Raw genomic sequence first — 16,375 nt, forward strand, 5'->3', positions numbered from 1 at the left:
CCCGGGCGTTTTCGGAGCCGACGTCCTACGATGCGGGCATGCTCACCCGCCGTATCTTCCTCGGGACCCTCGCGTTCAGCGTGGCGGTAGTCGCCGGCTGCAGCACCGACACCAATCCGGGAGGGAGCGCGAACCTGCCGGATGCGGCCGGGCTGCTCGCCGAGTCGGCGTCCGCCCTCCGCGATATCAAGAGCGCACACTTCACGATGACCGTCAACGGCTCGATTCCGGGCATCAGCGTGCAGACCGCCGAGGGCGATTTGACCAGGGAGGGCGGTCCGGCCGGTGGCGCGAAGGGCACGGTGAAGCTGACCCTGGCCGGCCAGCTGATCGAAGGTGAATTCGTGCTGGTCGACGACTCGTTGTACCTGAGGGGCCCGACCGGCACCTTTCAGCGGTATCCGTCCTCGCTCACCTCCGAGTACTACGACCCGACCGCCATTCTCGACCCGGACCGGGGCTTCGCGAAGGTGCTGACCAGCATCACGGATGCGAAGACCGAGACGAGGGAAAAGGTTGACGGGACACCGGCGTACAAGATCACCGGACGGGCGGACAAGGATGCGGTGGGCAACATCGTTCCCGGGGTCGAGTCCGAGGTGGACATCACGGTCTGGCTTGACGAGGACGGCATGCACCTCCCGATGAGAGCGTTGGTCACGTTCCCGAAGCCGGCCGGCGCAGACGCCCCGACCGTCGACGTGGTGGTGTCCGATCTGGACAAGCCCGTGACGGTGACACCCCCGCCGTGAGTGTCGAGCTGATCCCGGGGCGGAGCAGGACCGTCGCGATCGGCGCCGCGGCGCTCGCCGTGCTGCTCGGCGCGCTGGACACCTACGTCGTGGTGAGCATGATCCGGCAGATCATGGACGACCTGCTGATCCCGGTGAACCGACTGGAGCGGGTGACCCCGATCGTCACCGGGTACCTGCTCGGCTACATCGCCGCGATGCCGCTGCTCGGCCAGGCATCGGACCGGTTCGGCCGCAAGCTAGTGCTGCAGAGCTGCCTCGCCGGGTTCCTGGTCGGCTCGGTGGTCACCGCCCTCGCCGACGACCTGCCCATGCTCGTTGCCGGGCGGGTCGTCCAGGGTGTCGCAAGTGGAGCGTTGCTGCCAGTGACCATGGCGCTTGCCGCCGACCTGTGGGCAACCCACAAGCGGTCGAACGTGCTCGGCGCGGTGGGTGCCGTGCAGGAGCTGGGCAGCGTGCTGGGCCCGCTATACGGAGTGGCGATCGCAGGCCTTGCCGTGTGGTCAAGCGCGTTCGGCATCGCCGGCTGGCGCGGCGTGTTCTGGATGAACGTACCGCTCGGCGTGCTCGCCATGATCGCGGTGCAGGTTTCGGTGTCGCGCCGCGATCCGGCGCACGAACCCGTCCGGGTGGACGTGGCCGGGGCGCTGCTGCTCGCGGTCGCCCTTGGGCTGGCCGTCGTCGGCCTGTACAACCCGGACCCGCGCACCGCCGTGCTGCCACCGTGGGGCGGGCCGATGCTGGTCGGGGTCGGTGTCGCGACCGTCGCCTTCGTCGGCTGGGAGCTGCGCGCCAAGACCCGGCTGATCGACCCGGTCGACGTGCAGATGGGCGCGTTCCTTGCCGCGCTCGGCGTATCCGGTGCGGCAGGCGTCGCGCTGATGGTGACCCTGGTGGACGTCGACCTGTTCGCCCAGTCGCTACTCGATCGGGACGACCGGGGAGCGGTCATACTGCTGCTGCGGTTCCTGGCCGCGCTACCGGTCGGCGCGCTGCTCGGCGGGCTGCTGGCGGCACGGCTGGGCGACCGCGTGGTCGCGGCGGCCGGCATGCTGCTGGCCGCGGCGGGTTACTTCCGGATGGCCCGGTGGCCGATGGACGTGCTGTCCGTGCCGTACCAGGTCGGGCCGATTGCGGTGCCCCGGCTGGACACCGACCTTGCCATCGCGGGGCTAGGTCTCGGCCTGGTGATCGCGCCGCTCTCCGTTGCGGTGCTCCGCGCCGTGCCGCCCATCCAGCACGGGATCGCCTCGGCCGGTGTGGTGGTCGCGCGGATGACCGGGATGCTCGTCGGGGTTGCCGCGTTATCCGCGTGGGGGCTGCACCGCTTCCACAGCCTGACTGCGAACCTGCAGGTGCCGTTTCCCGTCGGCAAACCTCCCGAGCAGGCGGCGAGGGAGCTGGCCGAGTACACCGGGGCAGTCGACCGTGCTCTGCTTACCGAGTACACCGAGATATTTCTGATCACGTCGGTGGTGTGCGCGGCGGGAGCGCTGCTGGCATTGTTCCTCGGCCGCCACCCAGCCAAGGCTTCGGACTCCGCCGAGAACAGCATCACCAAGCGGACATGACTCCGTCGAATGGCGACCTGACCGAGTACAAGCACACTCCGTCCTTGGTCCTCACCACAGCCTGGCCTCACGGTCGCCGCGTCCGCGTCTGCGTCCGGACCGAGTCCGGGACCGGAAGACCGACGATGCGGGCGAGTTCCGCATTCGTCGGATTGCGCAGCACTTTCTCGCCGTGCCGGATCACCGGGGGAGTGTCCTCGGGGGCGACGTCCAGGCTGCGCAGCAGCTGCTCCGCCCATTTGTCCCGCTGCGGGTCCTCACTTTCGGATTTTCGATCCGGATGGGCGTCGGCCAGGGATCGCTGCGCAGCCCCGCTCCGGTTGGTGGACGCGCTCGGTCCCGGGTCCGGAGGAGTCGCTCGCCGGAGCGGCGTGGGGTCGGCGGGCGGTGAGGGGATGCGGACCACGGGGTGAATTTCGTTCTCGAGCTCGCCCCACGGTGGGTCGTCCCCTTGGATTGGGGAAGCATGTCGGGTAACGTACAATTTCTTGTACGCAATAACGGAGGTGTGCTCATGCGAACCATGACCTACTCGGAGTCTCGCGCGCGGTACGCCGAGGTCCTCAACGCCGTCGTCGATGACCGGGAAGAAATCGTCATCACGCGTGCGGGTCACGAGCCGGTGGTGATGGTTTCGCTCGACGACTATGAGTCGTTGAAGGAAACGGCATACTTGCTCAGGAGTCCGGAGAACGCCCGCCGGCTGTTGGCGTCGATCGATCGGTTGGAGTCCGGCGGGGGAACTGTCCGGGATCTGGCTGAATGAAACTTGTCTGGGACGAGTCCGCGTGGGAGGACTACGTCTGGTGGCAGGCGCAGGATCGGAAGATCGTCAAGCGGATCAACACACTACTCAAGGATGTCGAACGCAACGGGAACGACGGAATCGGCAAGCCCGAGCCCCTCAAGCACGGTTTTCAAGGCTACTGGTCCCGGCGTATCACCGATGAGCACCGGCTGGTCTATAAAATCGTCGATGATCAGATCCGCATTGCTGCCTGCCGTTACCACTACGGACACTGATCGCGCTCACCACGGCGGCTGGGCTTGTCGACAACGACTGCGGAATGGTTCTAGTCCGCTGGGCAGGACGCTCCGACTGTCCGCGTTTCGGGAGGGCTCGCAGTAGGGCAGGATTGGTGGTTGAGGTGTGGCCGACCCGCCGAGTTGGGGACGTCTTGGAGGCTGGGCTGGACGCCCTGACCGACCGCGGCCTGCTGACCCGTAGAACCGATCGGCAGCGTCTGCTGACGATCGGCTTCGACGACCTTCGGGGAATCCTGCACCGCGCATCGCTGCACAGGCCATCACCTCAGCCGGCGAACGGCCTCCCCGCACCGACGCTGTCGCTGCAGCCAGCTGATGCGCATGGACGGCGTGTTTCGGCCGGCGAGTGGCAGGGTGCCCTTGACGGTCGTTTCCACGGTTCTGCCGATCACGATCACCGCGATGACTCGGAGGAGCAATGTGTCACGGCCGAGGAGGAACCGGCGACGAGCCGCGCCCTCGATCCCGGCGGCGCTCCACTCGCGGGTCCACTTCGCCCAATCCGATGCCGAGTGCGCGCCGGCCAGGATGAGCCCAGGACCACCCGCCGGCCGCGCACGCGTTCACCATCGTCGTCTCTCCGCCCCCCTCGAACCGATCAAGATTGACGGCGGCGAACTCTCTGCCGATCCTCGGTCTGGTTGCGCTCCCGCTCATCGGGTAGCGACCCATCCTTGTGTCGTTACTCGGCGGCCCACACCAAGGTGGACACCCAACTGTGAGCCCACTTGCGGGGGTTATGTACATCCGCTCGCTCTCGATTGTAGGAGTCCCTGGTCCAGGCATCATTCCTACTCGAAGATGCTTTCGGGAAGCCAGTCTGCGTCGAACAGTCGGGCGAGCTTTCCGAACGCCCCGAGATCGCCATCGACACTGGCTGATGTCACCATGAGCCGATTGATCATGATCCGAGCCGCCTGCTCCTCCACCGTTCCGGCGGCGAACAGGAGTGACCATGAGCAAACCTGCCCGTCGCGATGCGCACGACCCATCGTTTGGCGTGCGGCAATTCCGGAGTAGCGAGGCTGGTGGAAGAACCCGACGCGACGTGCCGATGAGGCGCGGGAACCGTCGACCATCAACTCGGAGGCCTGCAGATTGATCGCAGATGCGGTGTTGAACACCACGACCGGGTTGTGGCCGCGCTGAAATCGAATGCGCTCCGTCTCGAGATCGCCGCCGCCGAAGATGCGCGAGACGCCAATGCCCTGCTCCTCCAGGAGGTTGGCTACCGGGTCGGCGGCCGTGGTGACCAATTCGACCGCGACGAGTACCTGGTAGCCGCGTTCGACGTGTGCGGCTACCAACTCGGCGGTCTGCGGGGCTCGCAGCATGCCTGCCTTCTGCCGGAACCGCATCAGAGCGGCACGGCCGCGGGCGGTGTCGTTCCCCTGCCGGGCGATTCTCATCGCGCTCCGGAACTCACTCCAGTCCTGTTGGTACGCAGCCCATTGTGTGGCGGTGAAGTCGAGTGGCAGGCCGTCGATAGGTGGCGCCCCCCAGGGCGCGTCGCGATGCACCATGACGGGCGGGTCGCAGTCGGTCATCCATTTTCGGACGCGGGTGACGGCCTGATGCTGCAGCCGCTGAGAGCCTTTGGCTTGGTCGTTCCAGTCCCATTTGCCCTTGTCCCACCCGGGAGCCAGGGGTAGGCCACGCTCGACCAGTTTCTTACCGAGATCGGCCCACTCGCCCGGCGGGTCATCGTGCAGTTGCGCGAAAAGCGAAGACAAGTAGGTGTATTCGCCTGGGTGATGACCCGGCGTCGCCGTCACGGTGATGACGAACGGCGCCTTCTCCGGCGTCGCGGAGAGACGGTTGATGCGCCGCTGGTATTGGGTGCGCTGGGCCGTGAGGTGCCTGAATTGCTGTGCCTCGTCATTGATGATGAGGGAGAAGGAGTACTTCGGTTGGCCGTTGCGTCCGAGTAGCTTCTTGAGCTGGTCCGGGGAGATGATCAGCCACCGATACCCACCGTCGCCGAACGCAGCGAGGGCGTCGCGCCACGCGGCGATGGTGATCTGGGCCGGCCGGTCCACGGTGATGAGTACGGTGTCGCCGCCCCCTAATTTCAGCGCAGCCTTCGCGCCGATGATTGCGCTGCCGGTTTTGCCTACACCGGGCTCGTCGGCCAACAGGAATCCGCGCTTGCCGTGGTGAAAGGCCGTCGCGATCGCCTTCGCGGCGTCCACCTGTTCGGGCCGCGGTATCTTGTGGAAACCAGTAGCGCCCGGTTGCCGCACGCCGTTGAGGTCCTCTTCGACCCAGCGGCTGTACGAGTACGGTTTCGACGCGTAGAGGGTGAGTTCGTCGGGCAATTGAGCGCCGATGTAGGCATACGCTTTGAGCGCTTTGTAGTACTTGGCACCGGGCGCGGATGCCCGATAAGGGACATCGAGGATCCAGATCTGCTCCCTGTGCCCCGGGGTGGGTATCAGCGGCGCGGCGCTGGCTCGTCTGGGCTTGGAGCGTCGCTGGGTGGTCTTCCGTGCGGCCATGAGTGCAGGCTATTCCAAAGACGAATCGTCGAGGTCAACGACCATCCTCGGCCGGGCCCGTCCGTCCATCGCCCGCCGCGACAGCACGCGATTTCTCGGCGTCAGCCACCGGGGAGGGAGGGATGGAGTGGAGGGAGGGAATGGAATGGAGGGAGGGAATGGAATGGAGGGAGCCGATGACCGGAATCGAACCCGCGTGTTCAGCTTGGGAAGCTGATGTTCTGCCATTGAACTACATCGGCGCGCACGACATTGGGTGCGCGTAGGCTTCCCAACACCCTGCGACGGAAGCATATGTCGCCCACTGACGCGCAGGGATCGCGAAGAGGATCCAGCGGATCAACGCCCGCACCGGGGGACGCCCGACTCGCCCGCAGCGGTGTTAACGGGTGGCCTGATCCTGCTGTCACGCCGCCGCTGCGCCGCCGCGAGGAGAGCGCGGGAAGCGGGAGAGCCGAGGCGCAACCGTTACAGGGAGGATCAGTGGCTCCATGGCGCAGGCAACCACATCCAGCTCATCGGCATTATCGACGGCCGCCCTAGTCAACCAGGCCATTCCGGGTGCGTAGCGGACGCAACACCATTGCAACGTCGTCGAGTGCAACGTTGTCGAGCATCCGCATTGCAGCTGGGCGGGCGCCGCGTTGCATGCCATGCGGATGACTTATTCAGTTCACTCGAGAACGGTGGAGGGGCACATCCCGTCACTCGATCCGAAAGTGGGCAAGTAGATCCGGTGGCGAGATACACGCCGGTCAGGGTTGGGATAATGGCACAAGGCGTCGCCAGAGGCAGTGTGGAGGGTTCGCGTAGTAGCCTGCGCGAATGCATGACTCTTTCACGTCATCCCCAGCTCAGTCGCGCCGCGACCTCGTCATGTCACTGGGGCTGGGTCTCGTCGTTTTCGGCGCGGAGGCCCGGAGCCTCACGCGGACGGAAACCTCACGGGCGACCAACTTCGCCGACTCCTACCTGCTGGACTAGTTGGAGCAATCGGTGGTGAACTCGTTGCGAGTGTCACGTAACTCGCAGCGGGGCGTTGGGCGTACGCCAGTGCTGCCCTTGTTCGCCAGCTGGTCGAGATTGAGTACCTCGCTTGGGCGGTGACCAATGATCCAGACGATGCGTGGAGTGGTTCAAGTCGGACAAAGAACCCGCCTACAGCGATGGCAGCCGGGCAAGATCCGCCAGCGTTCGGAGGGACGATTTCCGAATAAGGACTATCACGATCACTGTGAAATTGGCGGCCACCCCGTTCCGGAACCTGCGATGAGTGTCCTAGACCATCGGGACAAGTGGGTTGAGGTCACCCTCTACGAAACCGCGCTGCACGGGGCAGCTACTTGACACTATTTGCTGCGTGCACTTGAGGGCATCGATCCGATCTCAGAAGTGGAGCGCCACCACCAACTCATCGACCGAGCGTACGAGGTATGGCAAAGAACGGAAACCATGGACAAGGGACTCCGAAGCGAAAACGACGAGTAGTGATCTAGTACGGAGAGCGGTTATCGAGCACCTCTTACATGGATTCCGCCGGCCGCCCGGTGACCGATCCGCAAGTGGACGCAGCAACGATGCCAGGCCGGGGCGCCGGCAGCGTGTTCGACGGCGTCGGAGCGGCCGATGTCTGGGGCGAAGCTGTTTGTTGCGGACCAACTTGTGTGCGAGCTTGTGACACAGCTTCAGCTGGGCGCAGTGATGCTCTCGAGTTTGGGGGTCCGTGCAGCCGATCGTGCGGCTTGGGCGCGCATCTGTGTGGGGGTGGTGCCGAACCATTGGCGGACTTTCCTGCTCATGGCGGACTGTTCGGAAAATCCGAGCGCATAGCTGACTTGGCTGAACGGCAGGTTCGACTCGGTGAGCAGTCGCAGGGTCGCTGTGCGGTGGACCTCGTCGCGGATCTGTTCGAAGGTGGTGCCTTCGTCGTGAAGTCGCCGCTGCAGGGTTCTGGGGTGAATGCTGAGCAGATCGGCGATTTCCGACTTGGTGCCTCGGGTGGCGCCGATCGTGCTGCCGAGAGTGTTTCGGACGCGGGTGGCGGCGCTCGTGTCCTGGTGTGGAAGTCGGGCTGCGATGTATGCGAGTGCGGCCCGTCTGATGGCCGGGCGCGCGTGATGCAGCTTGACAGCGAAGACGTTCGGGTCGAGGTGGAGGGCGCCTTTTGGCTGTCCGAACGCGACGGGGGCACCGAAGGCGGACCGGTATGCCCGTGGCGAGGCCGCCGGGGTGTGCGGCAACGACACGCTGAGCGGTGTGATCGGAAGGCCGGTCACACCGCGCGCCAGGGTGAGCAGCGAGGCGAGGCATCCATCGATTATCTGCCGGTAGGGCACACCGGGATCGACCTCTACGTCGAACCGCAGCGTGACCCAGTTGTGCGGGTTCGGCGCGGTGGAGGGTTCGAGGACGAGCTGGTAGCTGGGGCTGTGCACGAACAGGTACCGCGACGAGTCCAGCAGTGCGGCACCAGCTGTACCGGAACTCTGTATGACGACGGCGAGAAGTCCCAGCATCTGTAGGTCTTGCGTTGCCCCGAGGCGGAGCCCGAAGTCCGGCCTGTCGCAGACGCGGGCGGCATCGTCTAGCAGGTGGGCTACGGCGTTGAGCGAGACCATGGATTCGGGGTCCTCGATCTCCTTGCCGGCGAGTCCGTGCTGGCGGCGAAGCCGGGCGGGGTCGGCTCCCCAGCGGCGAACGAGGTCGTCGAAGCCTTGAAGGGCTCCGGCTCGGACGATGGGGGTCACCCGTTCAGGCTCGGGATGGTGTCTCGATATGTCAAGTGTTTGGTCGGGTCGGTCGCACTCTGGAGCGCGACACATGCCAACTTGCGCAGGAGGATCCATGGCACAGCAGGACGTTCTTCTCATTCACGGCACTTGGGGGCATGGCGCGGAGTGGGACGACTTCGCTACCGAGCTCGAGACACGTGGGTACCGGGTACATGCCCCGAGCTGGCTCGGGCACGGTCATCCCAAGGAAATCGATATCTGGGGCACGGCCGAGGAGGTGACCAAGCTCGGTTTGCTCGACTATGTGAACGCCCTGTGTGAACTGGCGGGGACCATGGACACGCCCCCGGTGATCTTTGGGCACTCCGTCGGCGGACTGCTGGCGCAGCTGGTTGCGGCTCGGGTACCACATCGGGGCATCGTCCTCCTGGCGCCCGCCCCGGCAGCCGGCATCTTTGCCCTGTATCCCTCCCAGGTTCTGCTGTGGGCACGATTCCTTCCCCGTTGGGTCCTGGGGCGGCCGATGTATCCGGTCAAGAAGGCGACCTGGGACAAATACGTGGCCAACACCCTGCCGCAGCAGTTGTCCGACGAGTTCTACGGCAACCTGTGCGCCGAGTCCGGCCGAGCCTACCGGGAGATGGTGTTCTGGATGTTCGACCGAAAGCGGGCCTCCAGGGTCGACTTCGACAAGATCACCGGCGACGTGCTCGTGGTCGCGGGCAGCGAAGACAAGTGTTGCGTCCCGACCATGGTAAAGGCCACCGCGAAGCGATACCGCGGGCGCGCGGACTACGTTGAACTGCCCGGCTCGGATCACCTGATGATTGGTGGTCCCTTCATGCCGGCAGTCCTGGCGGAGTTCGAGAGGTGGGCCGACATGAAGGACATCAGCAGCCAGTCGGTTGGTGCCTGAGCCGATGAGCGAGACTGTGGACGCTGCAGGGGTGGGTCCGGACTCTCGGGAACATGTCCGGTGCACTTATCTACAGTCATACGGACTTGGACGCCGCAACTCCGACGCCGAACCATCTACCGACTTTTTGGCTGAGACCGCACCGCCTCCTATCGCGTGAGATTGCCGCCACATATCTCCGCGAATCGTAGGTCGGCAGAACAGAATTTTCGGTTCGGGTGTCGCGTTTGACGATCGTCATCCGGTGCCGATAGGCGTTCGGCTTTCGGGTTCTGCTCGCTGGCCACCAGCGGTCTTGGACATACTGAGGTCATGACGAGCCGAGGAGTGGTCCGCAGTTGGGACGTGCGGGGTATGCAGGGCGTGATCGACTCCGCAGACACCCCCGGCGGTAGCTGGACTCCATGGATATCCGTAGCGGTTCCTGGATTCCCCGGTTTGGCTGAAGGTCAGGAAGTCGAGTTCGAGTGGCATCAACTCGACGAGTCCGCAGACGGTTACGACTTTCATACGGTGCGCGCATGGACAGTCGGCACCGAGCCCTACACGCGGCCGGGGCCGTTCAGCTCGAGGGCTTGGCATATCGATCCCGACGGCAGTGCCCACGAGATTACCGACCTCGACGACACGATCCCGCCCCGGATCGGCACCCCAGCGAGCGGCGTCGTCACCACGTGGAATGACGACGAAGGCTGGGGAGTCATCGACTCTGCGGACACACCGGGCGGTTGTTGGACCTTCTACAGCGCCCTACACCCCGACGAAGTCATCAATGCCCAGCCGGGCGACAGTTTCAGCATCGGCGGAGGAATCCGTGGTCTCGACGTCGGCGAGCAGGTCGACTTCGAATGGGAGTCGGTCATCGATCAGGACGGATACAAATTCCGTGCGATCAAGGTCAGGCCGCGGCGGGAGATCCCAGCTTGGCGCGTCGAACGAATCGGTAGGTAGCGCTCGGAGTTGCCAAGGATCGGTGTTCGGTCGGCGATGCTCGACCGGTCATCGCTTCGCCGACCCTTCGGACGCGGAGGCACAGGCGGATTAGATCGGCACAATCGCTTCGTCGAGAGCATGAGCCGGTGGGATCTCCAAGACGACGCGTGTGCGGTCGAGGCCGATTGCTGGCCAGCGGTACTCGATCTCGAGGAAGGTGCCTGTCGGGCGCCCGTTGATGACATAGGAGAACTCGCGGACGTAGTGCCCTTCCATCGTGTGGGGATTCTGGCTCGATCGCTCTGTATGGATGTTCAGCTCGGGCGAGACCACCCATGTACTGAACCCGTCCTCGGGTTTTGCAGCCGAAAGCCGGCCGGTCCCGTAAGTGGCTCGGAACTGGCGGGCGAGTTCGGCAGACTTCGATCCCGTAGCGGAGACGGCCAGCGTCATATCCATGACGTTTCGATACGCGATGAGGTATCGGATTCCCACGCGGTAGCCGTTCGAGTCGGATAGCAGGAGGGGCCCGTGCGCGATTGCACCCAGTTCCGGGGAGACGGGGTCGTCGATCCAGCTGAACTGCGACATCGTTCGAGTATGAACGGGCAGAACTTCACAGCGGGTAACTGCGTGCGACGGACAGCGCGGGTTCGGTAGCGTTCATTGATGGACCTGGTCACTCTCGTTCTCGCGTCACCACGCGGGCGATTTTTCTGCGCGAACGTCGCGTACATGTGCGGTGCGGACGAGCGAGCCGCCCGTCCACGAACGCTTGCGGACGTCCTCGAGGTGATCGAGGCAGTCGATGTTCGAGCCGTGTCGGGGCTGTCCGAACTGGACCTACTCAACGCTCTCGCGTTCGCGACGGACTGGGCACGGTACTGGCAACCGCCGGACGAGGACGATCTCATGTTCGCCACGCCGGAAATCGTGGCGGCTTTACGTCCGGTCGCTGCCACCGTTCTGGAAGCCCCGCTCACCCGGTGGTGGGCGGAGCCAGTCGACCTCGACAACCAGCGGATGATCGGCCAACTGCCTTCGGACGAGGAGTGGCCGGAATCGACGCTGCCGTACCGCAGTACTGCTGTTGGTCTCGATCAATGGCGTGACCACGTTCTCTCGATGGAAGCACGGTTTCGCACTTGGCGCGCGGAACGTCCGGACAACCCCATCAGTGGTGAATGGTGGTCGACACCGTTGCCCAGTGCCGCGTTGGAAACCAGCCGGGCACGGGATGATGTGGGCGCACTGGAATTGCTCCTGGAGGAGGACTCGTTCGGCGGGGACGAAGCGAGGGTCTGGCCGGTCTCTGTCCGCGGCACACCCCGGGTATACGAGATCACGAATCCGACGGACTGGGCGCGTTTGGTCGACGCGTATCGCTTGGACGTCCGCGAGTCCAAGCGCTCCGATTGGTTCCACACCACCGGTGAGCATCACGACTGGTTCATTCCTGACTGGGCTGCGGTGGCCGACGACTACGACGCCGTGCATCTCACTTTGCACGGCTACCTGACCACACCCGGTCTCGCAATCCCATTGGCAGGCAACAAGGGTGCAACTGTGCTGGCCGGTTGGAACCCGGACGCGACGTGGTGGCTGAACAACGACGTCGCGCACGTCGACGACGAGCCAGCCTTGTGGCGATGGTGCGACGACGACGAACACTGGGTACGAGTCTGAGCCCCGGAGAAGGATCCTTGACCGGGTGACTACTGACCGAACGTGAAGCGCAGGTTCGCGTTGATGAGTTCGTTCATTCGCTTTCGCATGCGGACGATCGTTTCCCCGTCCGGCACCGGTTCGTCGACGATCAACGTCCAGGACAGAGTAGTGGCGCCGTGTGGTGGGCCAACGATGTCGAATCGGATCCGTGCATCCGGTCGCCACGGCCAGATCGATGTCCATACGACGAGGTTCGGATCGGTAGCTTCTGCGATCGTCGGACGTTGTTCATCGTTGTGCAGGATCAGCCACGGACGAATCGGGTCACGGTCAGGGTCGGTGAGGGCTTCGTAGACGATGCGAGGCGGCGGCGGTTGGGTCCGGCGCCGACTGCCGATTTCGGGCACACCGAACCATATCGTTGCCTCTCGCTTTCCGCTTGCCGATCCCTTTCCAACCAGCGGGCTGGTATCGCAGAGCTGGATGGTGCGCACGATACCCCGCTTCGTCACCGAGGTAACAGCGTCGAGACCGGCCTGGCGTGCAATCAGGCTAATGACACGGGCGGGCAGCTCGGACGCGCGAAGATGACGTTATGCCGACCCGGGACTTGTGGAATCAGGACAGTTTGGTGTGGCACTTCGGCTTGTTCGACGGAGGCCCGGCGATCGGAGCCGATCACGACGTCGAGGCGCCGCAGGTATGGGTGCGTGCACTCGAAGCCGTCGCCCGCGATCTGCGGTGCCTGCGGTACGGGCGCGACGTGCGGTTGGGCGGATTGGTGTGGGAGCTTGCCGTTAACGGCAACTACGCCGTCACCATCGGCTGGCAGGGCGTACATGGCATCAGTGGGTTCAGCCGCTGCGACGGCTTGTCGATGGATACTCCGTTCACTGAGGCCGCGGTCTGGGTGGCCGATACCGTTCAGTCAGACCTCGTTGGCTACGACTTCGTGCAGTGGCCCTCACAGGGACAACGCCTGCTGCAGCCGCGCAAGCGCGACGATGGTCCGGTGTGGATCGATACCCATACCGATGCCACGGTTGCCGCCATTGGCGAGCTATGTCAGTACATCGAGCGGTAGGGCAAGACCCTGGTCCGTGAGTCTCTGACGGATCCATAATCGGAGCTGCACTATGCTTCTGCCAAACCATGTGTGTTGCGACGACCGCTGGGATCCGCCCCCCGGATGCCGGGGCCGACTATTGCGCACCGGCGGACGAGAAAAGATCGAGGGATGACGGAGTCGAGGCCAGGGCGGATCCCGGTGGGTGATCCTATCGCGCTGCGCTTCGACCCAGAGACCAGACACCGACTCGACGAGATGGCCGAGGGTATCGGCCCTCGCCGGTTCGGGGCGCTGATCCGCGTCGCCTGCCGACGACTGGTCACCCAGCCCAAAGCCGTCCGCAACCGTCTTGAGGAAGCGCGGCGACTCTCGGCAGTGCGGCGGGCGATACCGCTGGTCATGCTCACGCTCAAACTGGAACCGGACACCGCGCAGAAGTTCACGGCGCTGGCCGCCGAGTACGACACCACGGTCAGCGCACTCATGCGGATTGCCCTGCACCGATTCCTGGGAACCCCCGGCCGCTACAAACATCCGATGCTCCGCGAGACCGGGCGGACCGGACTGACCGAGAAGGTCGAGGTCATGGTCAACCCGTCAGCGAAGCAACAGATCTGGCGCCTCGCTGGCCGGCACGGGGACAAGCTCAGCACCGCGCTTCTCCGGGTTGCTCTTCGGCGCCTACTCGACAAGCCGGGTGATCTCACCGCAGACCTGGAGGCCATCGCACCGTTGCGCGATCTTCGGCCCGAGATCTTTTCCGCCAGGGTGAATGTGCACTTCGACGCCCCGCTGCGGGACAAGCTCGACGCCTTGGCCGCACGAGTTGGGTCTGATCGCGCCGAGTTGGTGCGTCTGGCCGCGGAGCGTCTGCTCGAGGCCCCAGGCATGATCGAACAGGCGGTGAACCGCGAGATATTCCGCAGCGAGAAGAACAGAGCGCCTCTCATGGCCCGTCACGTCCGTCGCCAGGCGCGGCGCCGCCCGCAGCCGGACTGATCCGCCGGACGCCATTCCTCCATGCGAATTGATCGACCGCAGCCGCTGGTCAGTGTGCCGGGGCTGGGTTGTGTTTCGGTATATCCGGCCTCCGGCGGTCTCCAGGCCACCTGCGGTTCCCTCGAGTCGAGCTGTGCTCCGCCCTGGAAGAACAACGGCGCTGGTCTGCGCGACCTGCTCGGGGGCCACCAATTCGAGGTTCGGTCGCGGGCGGGTCTCCAATCTGGCGAGGATGACTGCCGGCACGAGATGGGGTGGAAGCTTTCGGTGCATAGTGCGACGAGGCGTCTGCGGCGGCAATCGAGCTCGGCGCGGTCCCGCTCACAGGCCGGGAGGTGCGGGAGCGGATGGCGACAGCGGCTACGAGATCTTCTCGCGCGGCCGGATGCACGCTCGACGTCCAGAACCTTTCGGCCCAGCGTACGGAGCCCCTTTCGGCACGGGGCGGCCCGGGCCGGACACGGTGTGCACCGGGCACGCCTGTCCACGCGTTACGCAGTCGATTGCGTTCAACGTGTCGCGTCGACGCGAGGGTTCGGTCCGGTTGCGGATCGGCGGAGCTGATGCAGGGGGCGGGCGGGGTCCCGACCTGACGGTTCGAGGGCTCCGAGGTGGAAGCTGCCGGCACCTGGTGGTGTCAGCGGCTTCGTTTCCTTCCCGGGCACGTAACGCAATGTAGGTCTGACCCAGTAGGGGTGACGGTGCCCGCCAGTGCGCCTATTGGCAAGTGGTCGCTCGACGCGACGATTCTGATGTGGCACCCGGGCATCGGGTCGAACATCGTCGCGCCTTTCAACGAAGCCGCGGTCGCCGATATTCCAACCGTTGGCCGATCGGGCGGTGATGTCGAGGAGTTCGGTGAAGGATTCGGCGCACCTCAGCGAGTGCAGCGTTCCTCTGCTCGGGGGTTGCTTGGCTGGCGTTGCGGTGTGCGATTGCGGTGTGGCGAGCAGTCTGTTCGCGGCGTCGTGTTGCGTCGGCGGTGGTGCGGAGTTGGCTGGGGGAGGGTCCGGTCCAGTTGATGTGGGTGAGTCGCCAGCGGAGGAGGGCGATCGGTGAATTGATGTGGTCTCTGGTGGGCCAGGTCCATCCGCGTTGGCGGGTGTCGCGGTCGAGGGTGTGTGCGATGTCGTGGCCGGTCCAGTGTGTGGTGTCGATGCCTGCGGCTTGGATGGCGTCGCAGATGTGTCCGATGTGCCGGTGCGTGGTGAGTGCGGGTGAGGAGGCGATGAGTGTGGCGGCTGCTCGTTGGAGGTGGAGTGGTCGGGGTTGTGGGGTGGGTTCGTTGTGCCGCGCGTGTGCGCGTTGGTGAGTACTTCGTGACGAAAGATTATGGGAAGGAACGTAAGTACTGGGGGATAGGGTGTCAGCGTCGGTGGCCTGGGGATGTGTTGTGGTGGCTGCGGGGGTGCGTTGTTGGGGTGGGGTGCGGTGGCGTGTGCGGCGTCGTTTGGTGCGTGTGCGCTTTGGGCGCGATATTTTTTGTGGGCGTGGGGGAGTGGATTCGACAACGTCTTTGGGGGAGCTGAGTGCCCAGACGGAGGCTGCTTGGTGTTGTTGGCCGCCGTGGTGGAGTTCGGCGGCCAGATACTCGTGGGTGCGGAGTGTTCGGCCGCGTTCGAGTTCGACGCCCATGTGAAGTTGCTTGAGGACGCGGCGGGCGCGGTTGACGACGGAGAGTGAGACTCCGGCGTGGTGTGCGATGAGTTGCCGGGAGGCGGTGACACCGCGGCCGGTGGCCGAATCGGCGAATCGGGCGTGGGCTGTGGCGACGGCGATCAGGCGTTCGATGCTGATGCTGTGTGTGGTGAGTGCGGTCTGGCCGGTGGTGGTGTGGGTGATGTGGTGGCGGAGTTGGCGGAGCCATTCGGTGCGGCTGGTCCATACGGGGATGGTGGCTTCGCGTCCTGGTGTGGTGGGGAGGGTGAAGGATTGGCCGCGTTGTCCGGTGTCGTGGTTGTACTGGTGGATTTGGTTGATGGCTTGGGTGGCGGCGTGGACGGAGGCTTCCCAGGTGTCGACTTCTACCGACTGCGGAATGCGCGTGTTGGCGTGTGTCGATGACGTGGTGTGGGTGGTGGCAACGTGTTGTGTTGATGCCGATTCAGCGCATGCGTTAGCATCAGACGTACCTGTCACAGGTAAGTCCCTTCGGGGAATGCAGAACGAGCGCCGAAAGGTCTGAACTTT

At 64.8% G+C, this 16,375-nt stretch carries 16 protein-coding genes and 1 tRNA gene; 10 read left to right on the forward strand and 7 right to left on the reverse strand.

Annotation, left to right across the window (positions count from 1 at the left end; genetic code table 11):
- Positions 1-38 precede the first annotated feature (38 nt).
- Both GFS60_RS33750 and GFS60_RS33755 read left to right on the forward strand, forming a co-directional pair.
- Positions 39-752: an LppX_LprAFG lipoprotein gene (locus tag GFS60_RS33750; RefSeq protein ID WP_159928774.1), complete on the forward strand. Its 714-nt coding sequence runs from the start codon at positions 39-41 to the stop codon at positions 750-752.
- Positions 749-2,323, forward strand: coding sequence for an MFS transporter (locus GFS60_RS33755; protein WP_159928776.1), 1,575 nt, complete (start codon positions 749-751; stop codon positions 2,321-2,323). The genes GFS60_RS33750 and GFS60_RS33755 overlap by 4 nt, the downstream gene beginning before the upstream one ends.
- A gap of 67 nt (positions 2,324-2,390) precedes the next feature.
- Here the strand turns inward: GFS60_RS33755 and GFS60_RS33760 are convergent, their stop codons facing one another.
- On the reverse strand, positions 2,391-2,729 hold the full coding sequence (locus GFS60_RS33760) for a hypothetical protein (RefSeq protein WP_159928778.1): 339 nt from the start codon (positions 2,727-2,729) through the stop codon (positions 2,391-2,393).
- Positions 2,730-2,837: 108 nt separating this feature from the next.
- Here GFS60_RS33760 and GFS60_RS33765 point away from each other — a divergent pair, with 108 nt between their 5' ends.
- Positions 2,838-3,089 (forward strand): type II toxin-antitoxin system Phd/YefM family antitoxin, encoded by a 252-nt coding sequence (locus tag GFS60_RS33765; RefSeq protein ID WP_005569061.1) that lies wholly within the window; start codon positions 2,838-2,840, stop codon positions 3,087-3,089.
- Positions 3,086-3,346: a Txe/YoeB family addiction module toxin gene (locus tag GFS60_RS33770; RefSeq protein WP_072948949.1), complete on the forward strand. Its 261-nt coding sequence runs from the start codon at positions 3,086-3,088 to the stop codon at positions 3,344-3,346. Before GFS60_RS33765 ends, GFS60_RS33770 begins: the two co-directional genes overlap by 4 nt.
- Before the next feature lie 815 nt (positions 3,347-4,161).
- On the opposite strand, the gene GFS60_RS33775 is transcribed toward GFS60_RS33770, so the two are convergent.
- Together GFS60_RS33775 and GFS60_RS33780 are read right to left on the reverse strand one after the other, a co-directional pair.
- The gene (locus GFS60_RS33775) at positions 4,162-5,868 is read right to left on the reverse strand and encodes a DEAD/DEAH box helicase (protein WP_159928780.1); all 1,707 of its coding nucleotides are present in this window, start codon (positions 5,866-5,868) and stop codon (positions 4,162-4,164) included.
- 171 nt (positions 5,869-6,039) lie between these two features.
- A tRNA-Gly gene (locus GFS60_RS33780) sits at positions 6,040-6,110 on the reverse strand.
- A gap of 583 nt (positions 6,111-6,693) precedes the next feature.
- On the opposite strand from GFS60_RS33780, the gene GFS60_RS33785 reads away from it, so the two are divergent.
- Positions 6,694-6,852 carry a hypothetical protein gene (locus tag GFS60_RS33785; protein WP_159928782.1) on the forward strand — a complete coding sequence of 53 codons (159 nt, stop codon included), beginning with the start codon at positions 6,694-6,696 and terminating at the stop codon, positions 6,850-6,852.
- A 701-nt stretch (positions 6,853-7,553) separates the two neighbouring features.
- Here GFS60_RS33785 and GFS60_RS33790 read toward each other — a convergent pair.
- Positions 7,554-8,615: an AraC family transcriptional regulator gene (locus GFS60_RS33790; RefSeq protein ID WP_159928784.1), complete on the reverse strand. Its 1,062-nt coding sequence runs from the start codon at positions 8,613-8,615 to the stop codon at positions 7,554-7,556.
- 97 nt (positions 8,616-8,712) lie between these two features.
- Here GFS60_RS33790 and GFS60_RS33795 point away from each other — a divergent pair, with 97 nt between their 5' ends.
- Positions 8,713-9,516, forward strand: a complete 804-nt coding sequence (locus GFS60_RS33795; RefSeq protein ID WP_159928786.1) for an alpha/beta hydrolase — start codon at positions 8,713-8,715, stop codon at positions 9,514-9,516.
- Positions 9,517-9,828: 312 nt separating this feature from the next.
- Positions 9,829-10,467, forward strand: coding sequence for a hypothetical protein (locus tag GFS60_RS39550; protein WP_236603640.1), 639 nt, complete (start codon positions 9,829-9,831; stop codon positions 10,465-10,467).
- A gap of 90 nt (positions 10,468-10,557) precedes the next feature.
- Here the strand turns inward: GFS60_RS39550 and GFS60_RS33805 are convergent, their stop codons facing one another.
- Complete coding sequence (locus tag GFS60_RS33805) at positions 10,558-11,040, reverse strand: hypothetical protein (protein WP_159928788.1); 483 nt, start codon at positions 11,038-11,040, stop codon at positions 10,558-10,560.
- Positions 11,041-11,118: 78 nt separating this feature from the next.
- On the opposite strand from GFS60_RS33805, the gene GFS60_RS33810 reads away from it, so the two are divergent.
- Positions 11,119-12,135, forward strand: coding sequence for a hypothetical protein (locus GFS60_RS33810; RefSeq protein WP_159928790.1), 1,017 nt, complete (start codon positions 11,119-11,121; stop codon positions 12,133-12,135).
- Positions 12,136-12,164: 29 nt separating this feature from the next.
- On the opposite strand, the gene GFS60_RS33815 is transcribed toward GFS60_RS33810, so the two are convergent.
- A complete protein-coding gene (locus GFS60_RS33815; protein ID WP_159928792.1) occupies positions 12,165-12,524 on the reverse strand; it encodes a hypothetical protein in 360 nt (119 codons plus the stop codon).
- A gap of 224 nt (positions 12,525-12,748) precedes the next feature.
- Between GFS60_RS33815 and GFS60_RS33820 the strand changes: the two genes are divergently transcribed.
- Both GFS60_RS33820 and GFS60_RS33825 read left to right on the forward strand, forming a co-directional pair.
- Positions 12,749-13,201 (forward strand): hypothetical protein, encoded by a 453-nt coding sequence (locus GFS60_RS33820; protein ID WP_328799848.1) that lies wholly within the window; start codon positions 12,749-12,751, stop codon positions 13,199-13,201.
- A gap of 183 nt (positions 13,202-13,384) precedes the next feature.
- Positions 13,385-14,185, forward strand: a complete 801-nt coding sequence (locus GFS60_RS33825; RefSeq protein ID WP_236603641.1) for a CopG family transcriptional regulator — start codon at positions 13,385-13,387, stop codon at positions 14,183-14,185.
- Positions 14,186-14,977: 792 nt separating this feature from the next.
- On the opposite strand, the gene GFS60_RS33830 is transcribed toward GFS60_RS33825, so the two are convergent.
- The gene (locus GFS60_RS33830) at positions 14,978-16,324 is read right to left on the reverse strand and encodes a Rep protein (RefSeq protein ID WP_236603642.1); all 1,347 of its coding nucleotides are present in this window, start codon (positions 16,322-16,324) and stop codon (positions 14,978-14,980) included.
- Between the last annotated feature and the right edge of the window lie 51 nt (positions 16,325-16,375).

The organism is Rhodococcus sp. WAY2 (genome assembly GCF_009859915.1).
In the GTDB taxonomy this organism is placed as follows: Bacteria; Actinomycetota; Actinomycetes; order Mycobacteriales; family Mycobacteriaceae; genus Rhodococcus_F; species Rhodococcus_F oxybenzonivorans.

Bases quoted from the DNA above. Each gene is read 5' to 3' on its own strand.
- GFS60_RS33750 (WP_159928774.1), top strand. From the start codon at position 39: ATGCTCACCCGCCGTATCTTCCTCGGGACCCTCGCGTTCAGCGTGGCG.
- GFS60_RS33765 (WP_005569061.1), top strand. From the start codon at position 2,838: ATGCGAACCATGACCTACTCGGAGTCTCGCGCGCGGTACGCCGAGGTC.
- GFS60_RS33770 (WP_072948949.1), top strand. From the start codon at position 3,086: ATGAAACTTGTCTGGGACGAGTCCGCGTGGGAGGACTACGTCTGGTGG.
- GFS60_RS33775 (WP_159928780.1), bottom strand. From the start codon at position 5,868: ATGGCCGCACGGAAGACCACCCAGCGACGCTCCAAGCCCAGACGAGCC.
- GFS60_RS33785 (WP_159928782.1), top strand. From the start codon at position 6,694: ATGCATGACTCTTTCACGTCATCCCCAGCTCAGTCGCGCCGCGACCTC.
- GFS60_RS33795 (WP_159928786.1), top strand. From the start codon at position 8,713: ATGGCACAGCAGGACGTTCTTCTCATTCACGGCACTTGGGGGCATGGC.
- GFS60_RS39550 (WP_236603640.1), top strand. From the start codon at position 9,829: ATGACGAGCCGAGGAGTGGTCCGCAGTTGGGACGTGCGGGGTATGCAG.
- GFS60_RS33805 (WP_159928788.1), bottom strand. From the start codon at position 11,040: ATGTCGCAGTTCAGCTGGATCGACGACCCCGTCTCCCCGGAACTGGGT.
- GFS60_RS33810 (WP_159928790.1), top strand. From the start codon at position 11,119: ATGGACCTGGTCACTCTCGTTCTCGCGTCACCACGCGGGCGATTTTTC.